Here is a 17859-nt window from a genome sequence, read left to right as displayed (position 1 = left end):
GTGATTGGTGAACGGCCAAGAGAAAGGGCGGGCCCTGCGACCAAGGCCCCGCCCTTCCATGAGGGTTACGTTGAATGGCGGATCAGAAGCGGAAGCTTGTTTCTACGAAGATCTGCCGCCCGCGGTTCTGCGTTACGACAAGGTCGTCGCCCAGCGGCAAGCCAAAGCCGGCTGCGCCTCCCGGCGACAGGAACGGCCGCGGTCCCGAGGTGTTCACCCAGATTTCGTCGGCAAGGTTTGTGCCGACCACCGCGACTTTCCAGTTGCCGTCGGGATGCCCGACCGAGACAGTTGCATCGAACGTCACATAGCTTTCCTGAACGAAGTCGGTGAGCGTATCCTCGTTGGTGAAGTATTCGTCCGAGTAGATCATGTTGCCCGACACACCGAATTCGAGACTGTCGCCCAGCGGAATAAACCAGTCGAAAGCAAGGTTGCCCGACCAGCGCGGCGCACGTGCGCTGTCGCGTCCGTTGAGATCGATGCCCGCGCTGGTGATGAATGTGTCGGAAAACTCCGCATCGAGATAGGCAAGGTTGCCCGAGATGCTGAGGCCTTCGACCGGGGTGAGCCAGTTCATCGAAACGTCGACACCCTGCGATGTCACTTCACCGGCGTTGAGTGTCAGGAATTGAATCGTGACGGCATCGAAGTTCTGCACCTGCAAGTCGCTGAACACATAGTAGAATGCGGTCGCGTTCAGCGTGAAGGTGCGGTCGGCGAATTGCGACTTGAAGCCGATTTCGCCGCCTTCTGCCGTTTCCGAACTGAAGATCAGCGGGCTGAAATCGCCGCTCAATGCTGCGGCGCTCAGGCTGCTCGACGGGAGTGCCGAGTTGTCGATGCCGCCCGATTTGAAGCCGGTTTTGTACGAAGCGAAGACGTTGAAGTCGTCGCTGACCTGGTACTTCAACGTCACCTCGGGCGAGAGGTTGTCGTCGGTGAACTCGATCGGGCCGGAGAAGAACCCCGGCGCCACGAAGCCCGGTCCCTGCAGGAATGTGTGCAGGTACGGCACGCTGATGGTCTGCACTTTCTTTTCGTCGGTGTACCGAAGACCACCCGACAGCTCCAACTGGTCGGTAAGGTCGACAATGACCGAGCCAAAGACCGAGAAAGCCTCGGTCTTGGTCTCGTGGCGTTTATCCCAGTCATAGGTGAAGCCGGTGACGGGGTCGGGCGCGATCAGCGAGATGTTGACCCCGTTTTGAGCCGTGTCGAACACAAAGGTCCGGCTTTCCCAAAAACCGCCGAGCATGAAGTTGAACGCGCCGTCGAAGTCGGATGTCAGCCTGACTTCCTGCGTGAACTGCTCAAGCTGGTTGACCGGGTCCGAACAGCCGGTGTTCTGCGGCGATCCGGGTGCGTTGTTGAACGCAAGGTTCGGCGCGTTCGCTGCGAGGAAAGTCGGGTCCATCAGCGCATTGCCGATCGGCGAAAATGCCGGGCCAATCCCGACATAGGCGTAGCAGTCGAAATCCACCGCATCGAGGTCGAGATAGCCGCTCGTCGATGTCAGCGTGAGGTAGTCCGACAGGTCGAGATTGAATAGCAGGCGCCCGAACCAGATCTCGGTCTCTGCGAACGGCACGCCATTGCGTCCGGCAGCTTCCGACGGCGTCGGGATGCCGGGTGCAAGCGCAGGTGATGCGTCGGGGAGGAAGTATTTCCCGTCGAAAGCGTTGCAGTCATTGCCCGCCGGGATTGCGACCACACCCTGCAGCAAGAACACCGGATCGGCGACGCCGTTCGCGCCGCAGAAGATGTCGGAGTGGTTGATTCCGCCATCGCCCTCGTTCTTGACGTACTGGAGTTTGAGGTTGGCATCGAAGCGGTCGTCCGGCTCCCAATCGAGAGTCAGGCGACCGACGAAATTCTTCTGGCTACGGAAAGGGCCATTGGCAGAAGGCGTGCCGGGTTGCAGTTCCACATATTCGTCGATGTCATTGTAAGAGGCGGCAAGGCGGATGCCGAGCGTGTCGGTCACGGGGCCGGAGATGTAGCCCTCGATCGTGTAGCCTTTCTCCTCGAATTCGTATTTGCCGGTGCCGCCGATTTCCCAATTGGGCGTCGGGTCGGCCGAGCGGATTGCGAACACGCCGGCGGATGCGGACTTACCGAAGAAGAGCGATTGCGGCCCCTTGAGGACGTCGATCTGCTGAGTGTCGAAGAAGCCCGCCTGCACGAGGCGCATGGTCGATACCTGCACACCGTCGAGGTCGAAGGCGACAGCGGAATCGAACGCAGCCGAAATGTTCGAGGATCCAACACCGCGCAAAGATAGCTGACCGCCAGAGCCCGAACCGCCGACCTGGACGTTCAGGGTGGGCACGCGGCTGACCACGTCCGCGACCTGGTCGACCCCGTATTTGTCGAGCACCTCGCCGCTGATGGCGGTAACGGTGACCGGCACTTCCTGAAGGCTCTCGTCCTGGCGGCGGGCCTGGACCACGATCACCCGGTCGCCATACTCGTCATCGCTTGCCGCTTCTTCGCTTGCGCCCTGTTCCGTATCCTGCGCGAGTGCTGTCTGAGGCAGGGCTGCGAACGCCACGATCGCGGCGCCGCCCATGAGCGCGCGCCGAAGCGGAGCCGAATTCTTGCTAGAGGCAATTCGGGTGTGAAGTGTGGTCATCATGCTCTCTCCCTTGCGGTTCGCCGCGCGGCGTCGCGCCGACGTACCAATCCCCAACCCAGAGGCACTTTTTCGCGCCTTCTGATATGTCTCGGACTCTATGGAGGGGGGTGGAAGCGCTCATCTAGCAAAAGCGCTAGGCGCCTTGCGAAAATGCGCCTTTTTGGTCACACGGCCGCCAAAATCGGCCATGCCGTAGCGTCGGTTTACGTAAACGGAAGCCCTATTCGGCGGCTTCCCGGGCCTTTACCGCATCGTTCTCCATCTGCCTGACCCGGGGATCGTTGGGCCACGTCCATTCATCACCGATGACCTGTTCGACCCGCAAATCCTCCGGCACATTCCCGATGCCGATCATGCGGTCGCAGGCCTGGTGAAAGCTGTAGATCCGGGCCTCCTGGTAGGAGAGTGGCACGCTTTTGAATGCGGCGCTCTGCATCGATTGCTGAATCGCTTCCCCGAACTGTGTGTCCTCGAGTATGATCGGTGACATGTCCCTTCCATCCGGCTTGGTCTCGTCGGGCACCGTCCAGAGATCGGGCGCGGGTCCGTCACCCCAGTCGAGCGCCATTGTCACGAGTTCCAGCCGCGTGGTCGTGAGCGAGGTCGGCCAAAAGACGAGCGGTGGCACGAAGTAATTGGAGAGTGGCGAAACCCAGTTCGGGAACAGGGTGTAGCTCTGGGTGCAGGTCCGCCCGATCTCGCCGACGCTCTCGATCTGCAGCCATTCGGGCGGCGAGTCGATCGCGCGGACATGCTCACGATCGGTCTGTTCGGGCGGCGGGGCGAGCATCCTCGCATGGCCGTTCGGATACATGGTGTTGAGATTGCGCCTGCTATCGACCAGCGGGGCGACCGTCTCGGGGTGGATGAAGGGCACATGGTAAACTTCCATGTTTGCCTCCATCGCCACCTTCCAGTTGCATTCGAGATCGAAGCTGTGTCGCGCAGCGAGCCTGATGCGATCGAAGGCGAACTCCTCCCACTCGTCCCAAAGCGGGCCGAACCAGTCCTTCAGGCTCATCGCATCCTCGTCGAAATTGACGAAAATGACATTGCCCAGCAGCTCACAGCGCACGGGGATCAGGCCGCGGCAACTCATATCGAAATCGGGCGGAAAATCCTGCCGCTCGGGCACTCCCACAAGCGTGCCGTCGGTCTTGTAGGTCCAGTTGTGATAGCCACACATCAGGCGGCTCGACTTGCCCCGGTCCTCGGTCACGACCGGCGCGCCCCGGTGGCGACAGGTGTTGTAGAAGGCGCGCACCATTCCATCCATGCCGTGTACGATGACGATCGGATCGCCCGCATTGTGCCAGCGCATGTAGCAGCCCGGTTCGGGAATCTCGTCGAGATGACCTGCGAACAGCCAGCTCTTCCTGAAGATGTGCTCGCGCTCGAGCTCGAAATATTCGGGCGACGTGTAGCGCGCGGCGGGCATGTCGGGGAGCTTGGGAAAACCTTCCGGAGGCGCAGTGCGGGTTGCTTCCCATTCCATCAATGCACGCAGTCTGGCGATTTCCTCGTCGGTGATCATGGCCGTCTCCCAGAGGCAAGACTAGGAGGTCGACGGCCTCATGCACCTCCCACTTTGATGCAAAACCCAGCGCTTTAGCCAGTGGTGCGCCCGCGCTTCCCCGATACGTTTGCGGGCAAAGAGAAAGAGGGGAGACAGAGATGGTCGGCCAGATCAAGGGGCGTGTCGAGGGCAGGATCGCACTGGTTACCGGCGGCGCAATGGGGCTGGGCAAGGCCGATTGCGAACGGCTCGCCGAGGAAGGTGCGAAAGTGATCGTTACCGACCGCGAGGTCGAAGAGGCGCACCGCGTGGCGGACAGCATTGGCGGCGATGCGATGGCGCTCGACGTCACCGACGAACAGCAATGGAAGGACGTGATGCATGCGGTCGAGGAGCGCCATGGCGGGCTCGACATTCTCGTCAACAATGCAGGCAACGTGATCTTCGAGAACATCGAGGAATGTCCGCTCGATCATTTCAAGCTGCATCTCGACATCCATGTCGTCGGGACATTTCTCGGCTGCAAATACGCGCTTCCGCTCATGAAGCATCGGCACAAGGTCAATGGCGGGAACGGAGCGTCGATCATCAACATGGCCTCGACCGCTGCGCTGATGGGCTATCCGATGATCCCCGCCTACACAGCCGCCAAGGGCGGGATCAGCGCCATGACCCGCTCGATTGCGGTGCACTGCCAGGACGAGGGTTACGGGATCCGCTGCAACGCGCTCGCGCCCGGCGGGATCGAGACGCCCATGGTGCGCGAGGTATCAGGGCGGTCGGGCGAAGAGCTGATGCAAATCCGCGATGGCCCGCTAGATGCCGATGCACTCGGCGCGCCGAAGGACATTGCGGGCTGCGTGTTGTTCCTTGCTTCCGACGACGCGCGCTTCATCAACGGCGTGACTCTGCCGGTGGACAATGGCCTCGACGCCAGACCACACCACTGACCGGCCCGTTGGCGGCTTATATCGTTGGTATGTGCTTGCGCTGCTGACGCTCACCAGCCTGTTCAGCGTTGCAGACCGGCTGGTCTTCTCGATCCTCACTCAGGATATCAAGGGAGAATTCGCGCTCAGCGACCTCGAGCTCGGATTGCTGGGCGGCGTCGCGTTCAGCATCATTTACGTTATCGCCGGTTTTCCTGCTGCACGTCTTGCCGACCGGTCAGTGCGCAAAAACATCATCGCTGCCGCCATATCGTTCTGGAGCATCATGACTGCGCTGTGTGGGCTAGCGATCGGTTTCTGGACCCTTTTCCTCGCGCGGATCGGCGTAGGCGTTGGGGAAGGGTGTTCCGGCCCCGCCTCGCAGTCGCTCATCGCCGATTTTTTCCGGCCCGAAGAGCTCGCGCGTGCCATGGGCATCCTCACGATAGGAGCGACGATGGGGACGGCATTCGGACTGATGGCAGGCGGCCTTCTGGCAGAGGCGTTTGGGTGGCGAATGGCATTCGTTCTTATGGGACTTCCAGGCGTATTGATCGGAGCGCTGCTCTATTTCACGGTGCGCGAACCGCAGCGAGGACGCTACGCCCGCAAAGGCGCACGGATCGAACAATTGCCGCTGGGCGAAACGCTCGGATCACTGCTTTCCAACCGCGTCTATCTCGGCTTCGCCGCCGGTTTCGCGGTGCAGATCATGATCGGCTACGGCATGGCTTTCTGGGTCGCTCCGGCTGCCATCCGGCAATACGGCGTATCGACCGGGGATGTCGCCGTGTTTCTCGGCCTGGCCTATATCGCAGGCGGATTGCCGGGCCCGCTGATCGGAGGCTTTCTTACCGAGAAGCTCACAGCCATCGATGAGCGTTGGCGCGCGTGGTTTCCGGGGCTGGTAAGCCTGCTTTCGGTCGGGCCTTTGTGGCTCGCCTTTCAGATGGCCGAATTCTGGCCGTTCCTGATCCTGTTCGCCGTGGGCTATGGCATATTCGTCGCCAGCCAGGCAGGGATTCTTTCGGGCATCCAGAACGCGGTGGAGCCTTCGCAACGCGGGTTCGCGGTCGCCTTTGCCCTGTGCTTCAACAACATCTTGGGGCAGGCGGTCGGCCTGGGATTGATCGGCTGGATCAGCGACTCACTTGCCCGAGAGTATGGTGTGAACGCGCTCGGTATTGCGGTGGTCGGAGTGTGCGCCGCTGCCGGGATCGGCGCGATTGTCCTGTTCGTCTGGACCGCGTCGCAAATGCGCCCGTCGGGCTATCTCGCGAAGATCGGAGCGGACTAAAACCCCGGATGGATCGAAAGCGCGCCGCCATCGATCAGCAATTCCGCGCCGGTCATGAAAGGGCACTCGTCGCTCGCGAGAAAAGCGATTGCGGCGGCCGTTTCTGCCGGGTCGGCAAGGCGGTTCATGGGGGACGTTGCGGCAACCGCGGCCTTGAGGCCGGGTGTTGCTTCCTCTGCGGCGTCGAGGATTCCGGTTTCCGTAGCGCCCGGGATCACCGTGTTGCAGCGAATAGGGTGGCCTTGCTGCGCGCACCACGTCGCAACCGACTTCGACAATACCCGCACGCCGCCCTTGCTCGCCGAATAGCCCACATCGCCCGGTAGCGGCGCAATCGCGGTGGTCGAGGCTATGTTGATGATCGAGCCTCGCCCGCTTTCGATCATCGCCGGAATGGCGGCGCGGCATCCGGCCATCGTGCCGGTAAGGTTGACCGCGATCACCCGGTCCCAGGTCTCGTCATCGACCTCGGCGATGCTTGCGCCCGAGACGATCCCCGCATTGTTGACGAGGATGTGCAGACCGCCAAAGCAATCGACGGCCTGCGCGACGATCTCGGCCCATTGGGGGCGATCCGAGACGTCCTGCGGGGCAAACCGCGCGCCGACTTCCTCGCAAAGCGCCTTGCCCGCAGCTTCGTCGATATCGGTTCCCAGAACCTCGGCGCCGTCCGCCCGCAGACGCCGCACGGTCGCTGCGCCGATGCCGCTCGCGCATCCGGTGACAATCGCGACCCCGCCATCAAGGCCGGGCATTACTCCGCCTGCTGCCAGATCGCGGCGCTGGGTCGCTGGTTGTGGGTTTCGATGAAACGCGCAAGATTATCGGTGCCCTCGGGCAGTTTCCAACCGACGGTGAAGCCGAAATTGGCAAAGGCGAACACTATGAGATCGGCAAAAGTGAAACGCCCAAGCGCGAAATGGTTGCTTTCGCCAAGTGCCTTGTCGAACCAGCGCCATTTCTCGTCCGCCATTGCCGAAAGTTCGGCGCCTGCGCTTTCGCTCACCACCGGCATGCGCGGTTCGAACATCGGTCTGCCGCCAGTGGCGCGGAACCCCATGGTCATCGGCACCACGACTTCCTGGTCGAACAGGCGTGCCCATTTCCTGACCTCGGCTCGCTCGCGCGATGTCTCGCCGAACAGGTTGGGCTCTGGGTGCTCTTCCTCGATGAATTCGCAGATCGGCCAGCTTTCGGTGAGGCAGGTGCCGTCATCAAGCTCGAGAGTGGGGATCGTCCCGAGCGGATTTTTCGCAAGGTAGTCTGCGTCTTTACGGTTCTCGCCGCTGATGATGTCGTAATGCACCCGCTCGAAATCCTTGCCTTCTTCAAGACCCTTTTCGACCATGAACATGCGCACGAGCCGCGGATTGGGGCCGAGGCTGGAATGGAGTTTGGTCATGCATCGCTCTCCCGTTTCTGGATGTGGGCCAGACCCTATGCGCTTGGCACTTGCGCGTCGCCCTCACAAATGCGCTAGGGGACGGACACGAGACGAGAGAGGATTAACGCGGCCCATGGATTTCACCCTCACCGAAGAGCAGCGCGAGCTACAGGAAACCGCACGCAAGTTTGCCCGTGCTGAGCTGCCCGCGCTCGCCCGCGACATGGAGGAAAAGGACTATCCGGTGCCGCACGACATGCTGCGCACCTATGGCGAGATGGGTTTTCTCGGAGTGAACCTGCCCGAGCAATATGGCGGGCTCGGCATGGGTCATGTCGAGGCGTTGCTGGTGCTCGAGGAATTCGCGCAGGTCTCTAACGCGGTCGCATTTCCGGTGTTCGAGGCGCTGGTCGGCCCGGTGCGCACCATCGAGCGCTTCGGTTCGGACCAGATGAAAGCGCGCATCCTGCCGGAGGTTATCAAGGGCGAAAAGGTCGTTGCGGTTTCCATGTCCGAACCCGATGCCGGTACCGCACTCACCGATCTCAAAACCACCGCCAAACCTTCCGGCGACGGCTATGTCGTCAACGGCTACAAGCGCTGGACAAGCGGCGGCGGGCATTCCGACTATTACGTCACCTATTGCCGCTTTTCCGATGAACCCGGAGCCAGTGGCATCGGCGCGATCCTGCTCGAAAAAGACATGGAGGGGATGAGCTTCGGCAAGCGCGAGGAGCTGATGGGCTTTCGTGGCATCCCGACGGCCGACATATCGATCGAGGACGTGGAAGTGCCTGCCGGGAATGTCATTATCGGCGCGGGCGGCTTCGGCAAGCTGATGAGCGCTTTCGGCCTCGAACGCTGCGGCAACGCCACGCAGGCGCTTGGGCTGGCGGCGGCGGCGCTCGAACAGGCGCTCGAATACACGCAGGAGCGCGAGGCGTTCGGCAAGCCCATCGTCGATTTCCAGGCGGTCCAGCTCAAGCTCGCCGAAATGGCGATGAAGGTCGATGCCGCCCGCCTTCTGATCCATCGCGCAGCCGCAAATGCCGCCCGACAGCCGGATGGATTGCCGACCGTCTACGAAAGCAGCCTTGCCAAGTGCTACGCCAACGAGATCGTGCGCGAGGTCACGGCGATGGGGATGCAGGTGATGGGCGGATACGGCTATCACAAGGATTACGGCATGGAGCAGCGCCTGCGCGATGCCTATGCCTGGGGGATCGCGGGTGGCGCGATCGACGTGCAGAAAACCAATATCGCCGCTGCAATGATCGGTCGGCGTTTTAACCAGAGAGGCTAGGTCGCGAGGCCAGGATTGGTCTTGCGATGGAGCGCTGTGTTGTCCAAACAGGACAGCATGGAAACGACTGCTTCGGTTAGCGAAACGACTGCACCCGCGACCTTGGGTAGCCGCGTCGATGACGACGGCGAGCTCACTCGGCTGCACCCCAATTACAAGACGACGCTTCGGATCGGCGCGGCATTGACCGCGCTCCCATTCCTGATCGGGGCCCTGATCCTCGAGGGTGCGCTTGCCGCGAACGACGCCAATCCAATGCCCTATGGTGTGATCATCGGCGTAGTGGTTTTCCTCGCGCTTATCTTCATCATCCGGGTTCCCTCGCGGCGCTGGGCTGCGCGCGGTTACCAGATTTCGGATGATCGCCTGCGCGTGGTGCGGGGCATTCTATGGCGTTCCGATACCGTGGTGCCTTTCGGCAGGGTCCAGCATATAGACGTGGACCAGGGTCCGCTCGACCGCGCTTTCGATATCGCGACATTGACCCTCCACACAGCCGGAAGTCACAACGCGTCGGTGCATTTGCCCGGCCTTGGCCTTCAGCTCGCCAATGACATGCGAGAGGAAATCCGCGCGCATATCAAGCGGGAGAGCATGTGAGCGAGCCCGCGCCCGAAAGCGCTTCGGTTTCGGTCACGAAGGTGACGCAAGAGGCAGCGCCTGCCGGACCGCAACCGCAGCACACCTCACCCGCGAGCGTGATCGTGGGTATGCTCCAGAGCATCCAGAATGCAATCATCCCGCTCCTGCTGATAACCTTCGGCAGTGCTGGCGTCGGACTGTTCATCGCGCTCCCCGTCGGGATTGCGATCATCGCATTGGGCACACTCTTCAGTTACCTGCGCTGGAAACGGCTCACCTACACGGTCGGCGCGCAAGACATTCGCGTCGAAAGCGGCATTCTTTCCCGCGCCGCGCGCTCGGTTCCTTACGAGCGCATTCAGGACGTAAGCCTCGAACAGAAATTTCTGCCGCGCCTGCTCGGCCTCGTATCGGTCAAATTCGAGACGGGCGCGGGCGGGGCGGACGACCTCGCGCTGGCTTATCTTACCGAAGATGCGGGCGAGGAGCTACGCCAGCTGGTACGAGAGCGCCGCGACTCGCAAGACGAGGGTGCGGTCGATGGCGCTCAGGCGACGGCGCACGAGGTGGAACCGGACGGCGAGCCGATTTTCGCGATGGGCCCCGGAAGGCTTTTCACGTTTGGACTGTTCGAGTTTTCGCTCGCGGCGTTCGCGGTCCTTGGCGGCCTTCTCCAATACGCCGACAGTTTCATCGATTTCGAAATCTGGGACGCGGACCTGTGGCGCGGCGTCGTCGAAGAGCAGACCGGCACGATCGCTGCGCTCGGACCGAACGTCCAGATCGTCAGCGCCATATTCGGGATCATCGCTTTGCTTTTCGTCGGGTCGGCCACCGGCATGGTGCGGGTTTTCCTGCGCGAATGGGGTTTCCTGCTCGAACGCACGGCGCGCGGGTTTCGCCGGCGTCGCGGCCTCTTTACCAGGACCGATGTCGTCATGCCGATCCACCGCGTGCAGGGAGTTCGCATCGGTACGCGGATGATCCGCTATCGCTTCGGCTGGCACGAGCTGAAGTTCGTGAGCCTGGCACAGGATGCCGGTTCGTCGAGCCATGTGGTCGCGCCCTTTGCAAAGCTCGACGAGATCGCACGGATCGTCGAAGTGGCGGGATTCCGGTTGCCTGATGATGCAACGGACTGGCACCGCGCCAGCAAGCAGTATCGCAACGATGGCATGCTCATCGATGCGCTGTTCTTCGTCGTGCTGGCCGCTGTCGTGGGCGCGTCGCTGTGGCAATTCGCGCCTGACTGGGCCGGTCTGGTTATCAGCATCCTGCTCGCACTTGCGGCTTTCTTTGCCTTCGCCAACTTCTATTCGTGGCGATTCAAGCGCCATGCACTCGATGAAAGACAGGTCATGGCGCGCTCCGGTCTGCTTTCTCCGCAAACGCAGATCGCGGCGCGGCTAAAGCTTCATTCTGTCGAGATTGCCCAAGGCCCGCTCGCCCGGCTTCGCGGCTATGCGACGCTTCATCTGGGCCTTGCCGGAGGAGAGTTTTCGATCCCCGGCGTCCCGCTCGAACGCGCGCGCAAAGTCCGCCGCGAGATCCTTCAGACAATCGCCGCGACCGATTTTTCCGAGCTGGATAGCCAGCAGGCGCATCAGGCGCGCAAGTCCGCCCAGTCAGGGTTTTCGTCAAACTTGGCAGCGACATAAGAGCATTGCGGCATGATCTTGAAGCCGAGCCGCCGAGCATCCGCCACAAGCCGGTCGACGAGCCTTGCCGCCACGCCTCGGCCGCCGATGGCAGGCGGCACGATCGTGTGCGTCGCCACGCGAACACCTTCCTCGCGCGGCTCCCATTCGAGCGTGCCTTTGGCGTCCTCACCCGGTAGCTCGGCAGTATAGATGCCCCCCTGGCCCTGCACATGATGGGTGATCGTAAGGTCGAGATCGTCCGACATTCGTGTGTCTCCTTCTTGCCAACAACGCTCGCTCGGTTAGAGGCGTTCCATCATGAGCAAGTTCCTTTCCGACAATGCCGCGCCAGTGCACCCGAAAGTATGGGAAGCCATGCGCGCTGCGGACAGCGCCGACAATCCGTATGACGGCGACAGGCTGTCGGCGGAACTGGACGAACGGTTCACCGACCTGTTCGGCCGCGATTGCGCCGTTATGTGGGTCGCGACAGGGACGGCCGCGAACTGCCTCGCGCTCGCCTCGATGTGCCAGCCGCATGGCGGGGTCGTGTGCCACCAGGAGGCGCATATCGAGGTCGACGAAGGCGGTGCACCGGGTTTCTACCTCCACGGCGCCAAGCTGATGCTGTGCGAGGGGGAAGGCGCGAAGCTGACGCCCGAGGGCATCGCCGCTCTGATCGACCCGATCCGTGACGATGTCCACCAGGTCCAGCCGCACGCTATCGCGATTACGCAGGCCAGCGAATATGGTCGCACCTATTCGCCTGGTGAACTTGCCTCGCTTGGCGATTTTGCCAGAGCGCGCGGTCTCGGCCTGCATATGGACGGCGCGCGCTTTGCCAATGCCGCTGCATTCCTGGGCGGAGATGCAGGTGTCGCGGCGGGTCCGGTGGACAGCCTCGCTTTCGGATTTATCAAGAATGGGGGGATGAGCGCCGAGGCGGTGGTGCTGTTTGATCCCGCGCAGGCCGACATGGTCAAATATCGCCGCAAGCGCGCCGGTCACCTGCAATGCAAGGGTCGGTATCTCGCAGCGCAAATCCTTGCGATGCTCGACGGCGATTTGTGGCTCGAGAATGCCCGCCACGCCAATGCGGCGGCACAAGAGGTCGCGAGCGGTTGCGGCGAACGCTTGATGCATCCAGTCGAGGCGAACGAGTTGTTCGTGCTGCTCACCCAAACTGAGCGCGAGGCGCTGCGCGGGCAAGGCTTCGAATTTTACGACTGGGGTGCCGAAGCCGCACGCTTCGTCACTGCTTGGAACACGCCGGAAGATGACGCAGCTGCACTCGGCAAGGCCATCGCTTCACTTTGAGTCCTGAACAATCCTCGATGCTGCAATGGCGGGTGGTCGTCCCGTTTCTGCTGACCGGCACTATCTGGGGATCGACCTGGTACGTCATCACCGGGCAGATCGACGGTGTTCCTGCAGCCTGGTCGGTGTTCTACCGGTTCGCTCTGGCGACGCCCGCGCTGTTCCTCGTCGCGTTCCTGATGAAGCGGCGGTTGAGGCTCACTCAACCTGAACACATGCTCGCGATAGTGGTTGGCGTGTTTCAATTCAGCGGCAACTTCCTCTTCGTCTACCACGCTGAGCTTTACGTCACCTCCGGGATAGTCGCGATGATGTTCGGGTTGTTGATGGTGCCCAATGCCGTGTTTGCCCGGATCTTTCTTGGCGAAAAGGTGCAGGGAGGTTTTCTCCTCGGAAGCGCGATAGCGATTGTGGGCGTCTCGCTGCTCCTGGTGCATGAATGGCGCGCGAACCCGGATGCGGGCGTGATTGGCGGCAATGTGACGCTCGGCATCGTACTCGCAATGCTCGGTATTCTTGCCGCATCGGTCGCCAACGTCATTCAGGCCAACCCGACCGGGCGCGGGGTGCCGATGGTGAGCCTGCTCGCATGGGCGATGCTCTATGGCACGGTGTTCGATCTCGGCTTTGCCGCGCTGACTGCTGGACCGCCGCCGCTTCCGACGAACGGCGAGTATTGGGGTGGGATCGTCTATCTCGCGCTTGTCGGATCGGTCATCACCTTCCCGCTGCACTACAATCTGGTGCGTGAAATCGGCGCGGGGCGCACTGCCTACAATTCGATCCTGACGATTTCGGTCGCGATGCTGATCTCGACTTTGTTCGAGGACTATCGCTGGACGTGGCTTACCGCTGGCGGGATGGTTCTGGCGGTCGTGGGGATGGTGCTCGCGCTGCGTTCAAAGCAGCGACGCTAGCCCTTCGACATACGTCGGGTATGTGGGCTGCCAGCCGAGCAAGCGCTTGGCCTTGCCATTCGCGACGCGGCGGTTTTCGGAATAGAAGCCGCGCGCCATTTCGCTCAAGTTTGCCTCTTCGAGCGTCTCGAGCGGCGGCGGTTCGAGGCCCAGAAGTTGGCAGGCGTATTCGGTCACCGCATTGCCACTCGCGGGCAGGTCGTCTCCGAGATTGTACGCGCCCTCAGGCGCATCGCTTGTGAGTGCCGCCACAACCCCGTTCGCGATATCGTCGACATGGACGCGGCTGAATACCTGACCCGGCATGTCGATCCGTCGCGCCTTGCCTTCGCGGACACGGTCGAGCGCGCTTCTGCCCGGACCATAAATCCCCGGAAGGCGGAACACCCGCGCGCCCAGCTTCAGCCAGAGCGCATCGGCATCCGAGCGGGCATTGCGGCGTCCGATCCCGGTGGGCGCGCTTTCATCGACCCATGCTCCTTGCTGGTCGCCATACACACCGGTCGAAGACAAGTAGCCGTACCACGCACGCCCAAAGTCCCGTCCATAGGTGTCGAGCACTGGATCCGGCCCGCTATCCCGGTTCGGCGGCACCGACGAGAGCACATGCGTCGCCTTCGCCAAAGCCGCTAACACTGACTCTCGATCCGCGAAAACGACCGTTCCGTCGCGACCGGTCGAATCCACCGCCCAACCGCGCTCGCGCATCGCAGAGGCAATCCGCTTTGCCGTGTATCCGAGGCCGAAAATGAACAAACGCGCCATGGAAGCGTTCTAATCGCTGGACCCGCCCACAAATCAACTTAAATCGGTTTCCCATGGATATCGCAACGACCCCGACAAACCCCGACGGCAACCCCGAACTCGCCGACGCGGCGCCCAGTCCGCACGATCCACCGGTGATCCGGCGAGAGGACTACAAGCCTTTCCCGTGGCTGGTGCCCCAAACCGAGCTCGATTTCGATCTCGGCCTCGAAAAGACCCGCGTCACCGCGAAGCTCTCGGTCGAGCGCAACCCCGCGGCCGATGCGTCAACGCATCTGCGACTCGATGGCGACGGACTGTCGGCGCTTTCGGTCAAGGTCGATGGCGACGCGGTCAATGACTGGGAAATGGACGGACCGGGTCTCGTCCTGCCTTTGCCGGGCGACAGCCACACGGTCGAGATCGTTGCCGAGATCGACCCGAGCGCGAACACCCAGCTTATGGGCCTTTACGCATCGAATGGGATGCTTTGCACCCAGTGCGAGGCCGAGGGCTTCCGCCGCATCACATTCTACCCCGACCGCCCTGACGTTCTTTCGACCTACCGGGTCAGGATGAGTGGTCCGAAGGAGCAATTTCCGATCCTGCTGTGCAACGGCAACAGGGAAGCGACCGGAGAGCGCGAGGACAGCACGCATTGGGCCGAATGGCACGATCCGTGGCCGAAGCCTTCCTACCTTTTCGCGTTGGTTGCGGGCGATCTCGTCGCCAATTCCAAACCCTTCACGACGATGTCGGGCCGCGAAGTCGAGTGCAATATCTGGGTGCGCAAGGAAGACCTCGAACGCACAGACCATGCGCTCGAATCGCTCCACCGTTCGATGAAGTGGGACGAGGAAACCTTCGGGCGCGAATACGATCTCGACCTCTACAACATTGTCGCTGTGTCGGACTTCAATATGGGTGCGATGGAGAACAAGGGGCTGAACGTTTTCAACACGAAGTACGTGCTTGCCGACAGCGACACCGCCACCGATGCCGATTTCGATGCGGTCGAAGGCGTGATCGCGCACGAATATTTCCATAACTGGTCGGGTAACCGCGTGACCTGTCGCGACTGGTTCCAGCTTTCGCTCAAGGAAGGTTTCACCGTGCTGCGCGACCAGCTTTTCAGCCAGGACATGCGCGGCGAGGCAGTCAAGCGGATCGAGGACGTGCGCATCCTGCGGGCTGCGCAATTCCCCGAGGATGCGGGCCCGCTGGCGCACCCCATCAGGCCGGACAGCTACCGCGAGATCAGCAACTTCTACACAGCGACCGTTTACAACAAGGGCGCCGAAGTCATTCGCATGATGCGTACGATGGCGGGCGTCGAGCGCTTCCGCAAAGGCACCGACCTGTATTTCGAGCGGCACGATGGCGAGGCGGCGACGTGCGAGGATTTCATCACCGCTATCGAGGACGGAGCGGGCCTCGATCTCAAGGATTTCCGCCGTTGGTACCGGCAGGCCGGCACGCCGACGGTGACTGCTGCGATCGAACATTCGGGTGACAAGACGCTGCTGACGTTGACGCAAAGTGTTCCACCGACCCCCGGCCAACCGGACAAGCAGCCGATGCCAATCCCGCTCAAGGTCGCGATGTTCGACCGCGAGACTGGCAAGCATGGTGGCGAGCAGCTGGTCATCCTCGACGGCAAGCAGAAGAGCGTGCACTTCGAGGGTTTCGAAAAACCTCCGATCCTTTCGATCAATCGTGGCTTCACCGCGCCCGTGATCATCGAGCGCAACGTCAGCACAGACGACCTCGTCTTCCTCGCGTCGCACGATGATGATTCGTTCGCACGATATGAAGCGCTTCAGGAGCTGGCGGTCCGACATCTCGTTGCCGCGGCTTCCGGTGAAATGTCCGATCAGAAGCGGGTGGAGGGCCGGAACGCTATCGTCTCCGCAATGCACGCGATCCTCACCGACGAAGCGCTCGATGACAATATGCGCGGCGAGTTGATGATGCTCCCGAGCGAAACTTATCTCTTCGAGGCGATGGCCACCGGGAAGCGCAAGGCCGATCCGGGCGCGATCCACGAGCAGCGCGAGGGGCTCCGCAGGGCCATTGGGCGCGGCCTTGCAGAAGAGTTGGCGGCAACCCACCAGCGTACCAGCGCGGTGGCGTTCGACGATCCGGCAGGGGTCGGCGCGCGCAAGGTGAAAACACAGGCGCTCGCGCTCATCTCTGCAGGCGATCCTGACAAGGCGGCGGAAATCGCCGCTCAGCAATTCGATAGCGCCGACAACATGACCGATCGCCAGGGCGCGCTCATGGTGCTGTGCAGCCTTGAGCATCCGGCGCGGCAGGAGAAGCTCGCCGCTTTCTACGACCGGTTCAAGGAGAACGCGCTCGTCGTCGACAAGTGGTTCACGCTGCAGGCGCTTTCGCTCCATCCCGATGTGATCGAGCAGGTGAGGGCGCTCGCGACGCATCCCGACTTCACCATGAAGAATCCCAACCGTGTTCGCTCGCTATACATGGCCTTCGCGGGCAATCCGCAGGGTTTCCATGCAGCCGATGGCTCAGGCTACCGGATGATCGCCGACGTCATCCTCGAGCTCGATCCTATCAATCCGCAAACCGCCGCGCGCTTCGTGCCTGCGCTCGGGCGCTGGCGGAGGATCGAGCCGGGACGCGCGGCACTGATGAAGGCGGAGCTCGAGCGGATCAGCGAGGCCGATGGGCTGTCGCGTGATACATTCGAGCAGGTGACGCGCTCGCTCGAAGGCTGATCGCGACATGGCCGAGGCGCCTTCTTTCGACATTGTCCGCGCCGCAGTGCTCGGCGATGTGCCGCACGGCTTTTTCGGAAGCTCGGGCGGTGCGCACCAATTTGGCTATGGCGGCCCGGGCGATGCTGTCGAAGTCCGCAAGCTGAGGGATGCGGCGGCATCCGCAATCGTCGAAGGAGCCGGTCTTGTCGCTCCGCATCAGGTCCATTCGCCCGATGTCGTAACGGTTGCCGAGTCTTGGGAGGACTCGCCCACAAGCCGGCCCAGGGCCGATGCGCTGGTCACGGACAGGTGCGGGATCGTCCTGGGGATTGTCACTGCCGATTGCGCACCGGTGCTCTTCGCCGATGCAACGGCGGGCGTGGTCGGTGCGGCGCATGCCGGCTGGCGCGGCGCGCATGGCGGCGTCCTCGAAAATACCATTGCAGCCATGGAAGCTCTCGGAGCGAAGCGCGCAAACATCGCTGCCGCCATCGGTCCAACGATCGCTCAGACAAGCTACGAGGTCGATGCCGCTTTCCGGGAAAACTTCACGGCCGCTGACGAAATCCACTTCGCGCCCGCGCCAGAGCGCGAAGGGCAAGCGCGCTGGTACTTCGATCTTCCCGGCTACATTTCCGGCCGGCTCGCTGCTGCGGGTATCGGGCGAGTCGAAAACACTGACCGCGATACCTTTGCAAGCGGTGCAACCTACCATTCGTATCGCCGTGCGATCCAGGCAGGCGAGCCCGATTACGGTCGTCAAATCAGTATGATCGGTCTTGCCTGACGCTAGCGCGAGCAGGCCCTTGCGCGAAAGCGAACAGACTGTGCTCAAAACACGGTTGGATTTGCCGGTTTTTGTGGCTATT

The 17859-nt window shown here is 62.1% G+C and carries 15 protein-coding genes; 9 read left to right on the top strand and 6 right to left on the bottom strand.

Annotated elements, in window-relative coordinates:
* Positions 1-82 precede the first annotated feature (82 nt).
* Entirely contained in the window at positions 83-2638 is a 2556-nt protein-coding gene (locus FIU90_RS01575; protein WP_152433179.1) for a TonB-dependent receptor, read from the bottom strand.
* 220 nt (positions 2639-2858) lie between these two features.
* Positions 2859-4172: an aromatic ring-hydroxylating dioxygenase subunit alpha gene (locus tag FIU90_RS01570; protein ID WP_152433178.1), complete on the bottom strand. Its 1314-nt coding sequence runs from the start codon at positions 4170-4172 to the stop codon at positions 2859-2861.
* Positions 4173-4312: 140 nt separating this feature from the next.
* On the opposite strand from FIU90_RS01570, the gene FIU90_RS01565 reads away from it, so the two are divergent.
* Both FIU90_RS01565 and FIU90_RS01560 read left to right on the top strand, forming a co-directional pair.
* Positions 4313-5104 carry an SDR family oxidoreductase gene (locus tag FIU90_RS01565; protein WP_152433177.1) on the top strand — a complete coding sequence of 264 codons (792 nt, stop codon included), beginning with the start codon at positions 4313-4315 and terminating at the stop codon, positions 5102-5104.
* Positions 5076-6380 (top strand): MFS transporter, encoded by a 1305-nt coding sequence (locus tag FIU90_RS01560; protein ID WP_152433176.1) that lies wholly within the window; start codon positions 5076-5078, stop codon positions 6378-6380. The genes FIU90_RS01565 and FIU90_RS01560 overlap by 29 nt, the downstream gene beginning before the upstream one ends.
* On the opposite strand, the gene FIU90_RS01555 is transcribed toward FIU90_RS01560, so the two are convergent.
* Complete coding sequence (locus FIU90_RS01555) at positions 6377-7135, bottom strand: SDR family NAD(P)-dependent oxidoreductase (protein WP_152433175.1); 759 nt, start codon at positions 7133-7135, stop codon at positions 6377-6379. The genes FIU90_RS01560 and FIU90_RS01555 overlap by 4 nt on opposite strands.
* Positions 7135-7782 carry a glutathione S-transferase family protein gene (locus tag FIU90_RS01550; protein WP_152433174.1) on the bottom strand — a complete coding sequence of 216 codons (648 nt, stop codon included), beginning with the start codon at positions 7780-7782 and terminating at the stop codon, positions 7135-7137. Before FIU90_RS01550 ends, FIU90_RS01555 begins: the two co-directional genes overlap by 1 nt.
* 115 nt (positions 7783-7897) lie before the next feature.
* Here FIU90_RS01550 and FIU90_RS01545 point away from each other — a divergent pair, with 115 nt between their 5' ends.
* Genes FIU90_RS01545 through FIU90_RS01535 form a run of 3 tightly spaced genes read left to right on the top strand, consistent with a single transcriptional unit; the run spans position 7898 to position 11307 of the window.
* The gene (locus tag FIU90_RS01545) at positions 7898-9067 is read left to right on the top strand and encodes an acyl-CoA dehydrogenase family protein (protein WP_152433173.1); all 1170 of its coding nucleotides are present in this window, start codon (positions 7898-7900) and stop codon (positions 9065-9067) included.
* A gap of 57 nt (positions 9068-9124) precedes the next feature.
* Entirely contained in the window at positions 9125-9667 is a 543-nt protein-coding gene (locus FIU90_RS01540) for a PH domain-containing protein (protein WP_152433172.1), read from the top strand.
* Positions 9664-11307: a PH domain-containing protein gene (locus FIU90_RS01535; protein ID WP_234029582.1), complete on the top strand. Its 1644-nt coding sequence runs from the start codon at positions 9664-9666 to the stop codon at positions 11305-11307. The genes FIU90_RS01540 and FIU90_RS01535 overlap by 4 nt, the downstream gene beginning before the upstream one ends.
* Here the strand turns inward: FIU90_RS01535 and FIU90_RS01530 are convergent.
* A complete protein-coding gene (locus tag FIU90_RS01530; protein WP_152433171.1) occupies positions 11253-11555 on the bottom strand; it encodes a GNAT family N-acetyltransferase in 303 nt (100 codons plus the stop codon). The genes FIU90_RS01535 and FIU90_RS01530 overlap by 55 nt on opposite strands.
* A gap of 52 nt (positions 11556-11607) precedes the next feature.
* Between FIU90_RS01530 and FIU90_RS01525 the strand changes: the two genes are divergently transcribed.
* Both FIU90_RS01525 and FIU90_RS01520 read left to right on the top strand, forming a co-directional pair.
* Positions 11608-12606 carry a low specificity L-threonine aldolase gene (locus tag FIU90_RS01525; RefSeq protein ID WP_152433170.1) on the top strand — a complete coding sequence of 333 codons (999 nt, stop codon included), beginning with the start codon at positions 11608-11610 and terminating at the stop codon, positions 12604-12606.
* 17 nt (positions 12607-12623) lie between these two features.
* Positions 12624-13523, top strand: a complete 900-nt coding sequence (locus FIU90_RS01520) for a DMT family transporter (protein ID WP_152435639.1) — start codon at positions 12624-12626, stop codon at positions 13521-13523.
* Here FIU90_RS01520 and FIU90_RS01515 read toward each other — a convergent pair.
* Entirely contained in the window at positions 13506-14288 is a 783-nt protein-coding gene (locus FIU90_RS01515) for an SDR family NAD(P)-dependent oxidoreductase (RefSeq protein WP_152433169.1), read from the bottom strand. The genes FIU90_RS01520 and FIU90_RS01515 overlap by 18 nt on opposite strands.
* A gap of 53 nt (positions 14289-14341) precedes the next feature.
* Here FIU90_RS01515 and pepN point away from each other — a divergent pair, with 53 nt between their 5' ends.
* Both pepN and pgeF read left to right on the top strand, forming a co-directional pair.
* On the top strand, positions 14342-17008 hold the full coding sequence (gene pepN / locus FIU90_RS01510) for an aminopeptidase N (protein WP_152433168.1): 2667 nt from the start codon (positions 14342-14344) through the stop codon (positions 17006-17008).
* 7 nt (positions 17009-17015) lie between these two features.
* On the top strand, positions 17016-17777 hold the full coding sequence (pgeF, locus tag FIU90_RS01505; RefSeq protein ID WP_152433167.1) for a peptidoglycan editing factor PgeF: 762 nt from the start codon (positions 17016-17018) through the stop codon (positions 17775-17777).
* Positions 17778-17859 lie beyond the last annotated feature (82 nt).

It is taken from the genome of Erythrobacter sp. THAF29 (genome assembly GCF_009363635.1).
Taxonomy (GTDB): Bacteria; Pseudomonadota; Alphaproteobacteria; order Sphingomonadales; family Sphingomonadaceae; genus Erythrobacter.
The sequence above is the reverse complement of the archived record's forward strand: the minus strand, read 5'-3'. Positions and strand labels throughout refer to the sequence as shown.

Excerpts from the sequence above, each read along its gene's own strand:
- FIU90_RS01575 (WP_152433179.1), bottom strand. The coding sequence starts at position 2,638 with ATGATGACCACACTTCACACCCGAATTGCCTCTAGCAAGAATTCGGCT.
- pgeF (WP_152433167.1), top strand. The coding sequence starts at position 17,016 with ATGGCCGAGGCGCCTTCTTTCGACATTGTCCGCGCCGCAGTGCTCGGC.
- FIU90_RS01530 (WP_152433171.1), bottom strand. The coding sequence starts at position 11,555 with ATGTCGGACGATCTCGACCTTACGATCACCCATCATGTGCAGGGCCAG.
- FIU90_RS01525 (WP_152433170.1), top strand. The coding sequence starts at position 11,608 with ATGAGCAAGTTCCTTTCCGACAATGCCGCGCCAGTGCACCCGAAAGTA.
- FIU90_RS01550 (WP_152433174.1), bottom strand. The coding sequence starts at position 7,782 with ATGACCAAACTCCATTCCAGCCTCGGCCCCAATCCGCGGCTCGTGCGC.
- FIU90_RS01540 (WP_152433172.1), top strand. The coding sequence starts at position 9,125 with ATGGAAACGACTGCTTCGGTTAGCGAAACGACTGCACCCGCGACCTTG.
- FIU90_RS01555 (WP_152433175.1), bottom strand. The coding sequence starts at position 7,135 with ATGCCCGGCCTTGATGGCGGGGTCGCGATTGTCACCGGATGCGCGAGC.
- FIU90_RS01570 (WP_152433178.1), bottom strand. The coding sequence starts at position 4,172 with ATGATCACCGACGAGGAAATCGCCAGACTGCGTGCATTGATGGAATGG.
- FIU90_RS01515 (WP_152433169.1), bottom strand. The coding sequence starts at position 14,288 with ATGGCGCGTTTGTTCATTTTCGGCCTCGGATACACGGCAAAGCGGATT.
- FIU90_RS01545 (WP_152433173.1), top strand. The coding sequence starts at position 7,898 with ATGGATTTCACCCTCACCGAAGAGCAGCGCGAGCTACAGGAAACCGCA.
- FIU90_RS01560 (WP_152433176.1), top strand. The coding sequence starts at position 5,076 with ATGGCCTCGACGCCAGACCACACCACTGACCGGCCCGTTGGCGGCTTA.
- pepN (WP_152433168.1), top strand. The coding sequence starts at position 14,342 with ATGGATATCGCAACGACCCCGACAAACCCCGACGGCAACCCCGAACTC.
- FIU90_RS01520 (WP_152435639.1), top strand. The coding sequence starts at position 12,624 with ATGCTGCAATGGCGGGTGGTCGTCCCGTTTCTGCTGACCGGCACTATC.
- FIU90_RS01565 (WP_152433177.1), top strand. The coding sequence starts at position 4,313 with ATGGTCGGCCAGATCAAGGGGCGTGTCGAGGGCAGGATCGCACTGGTT.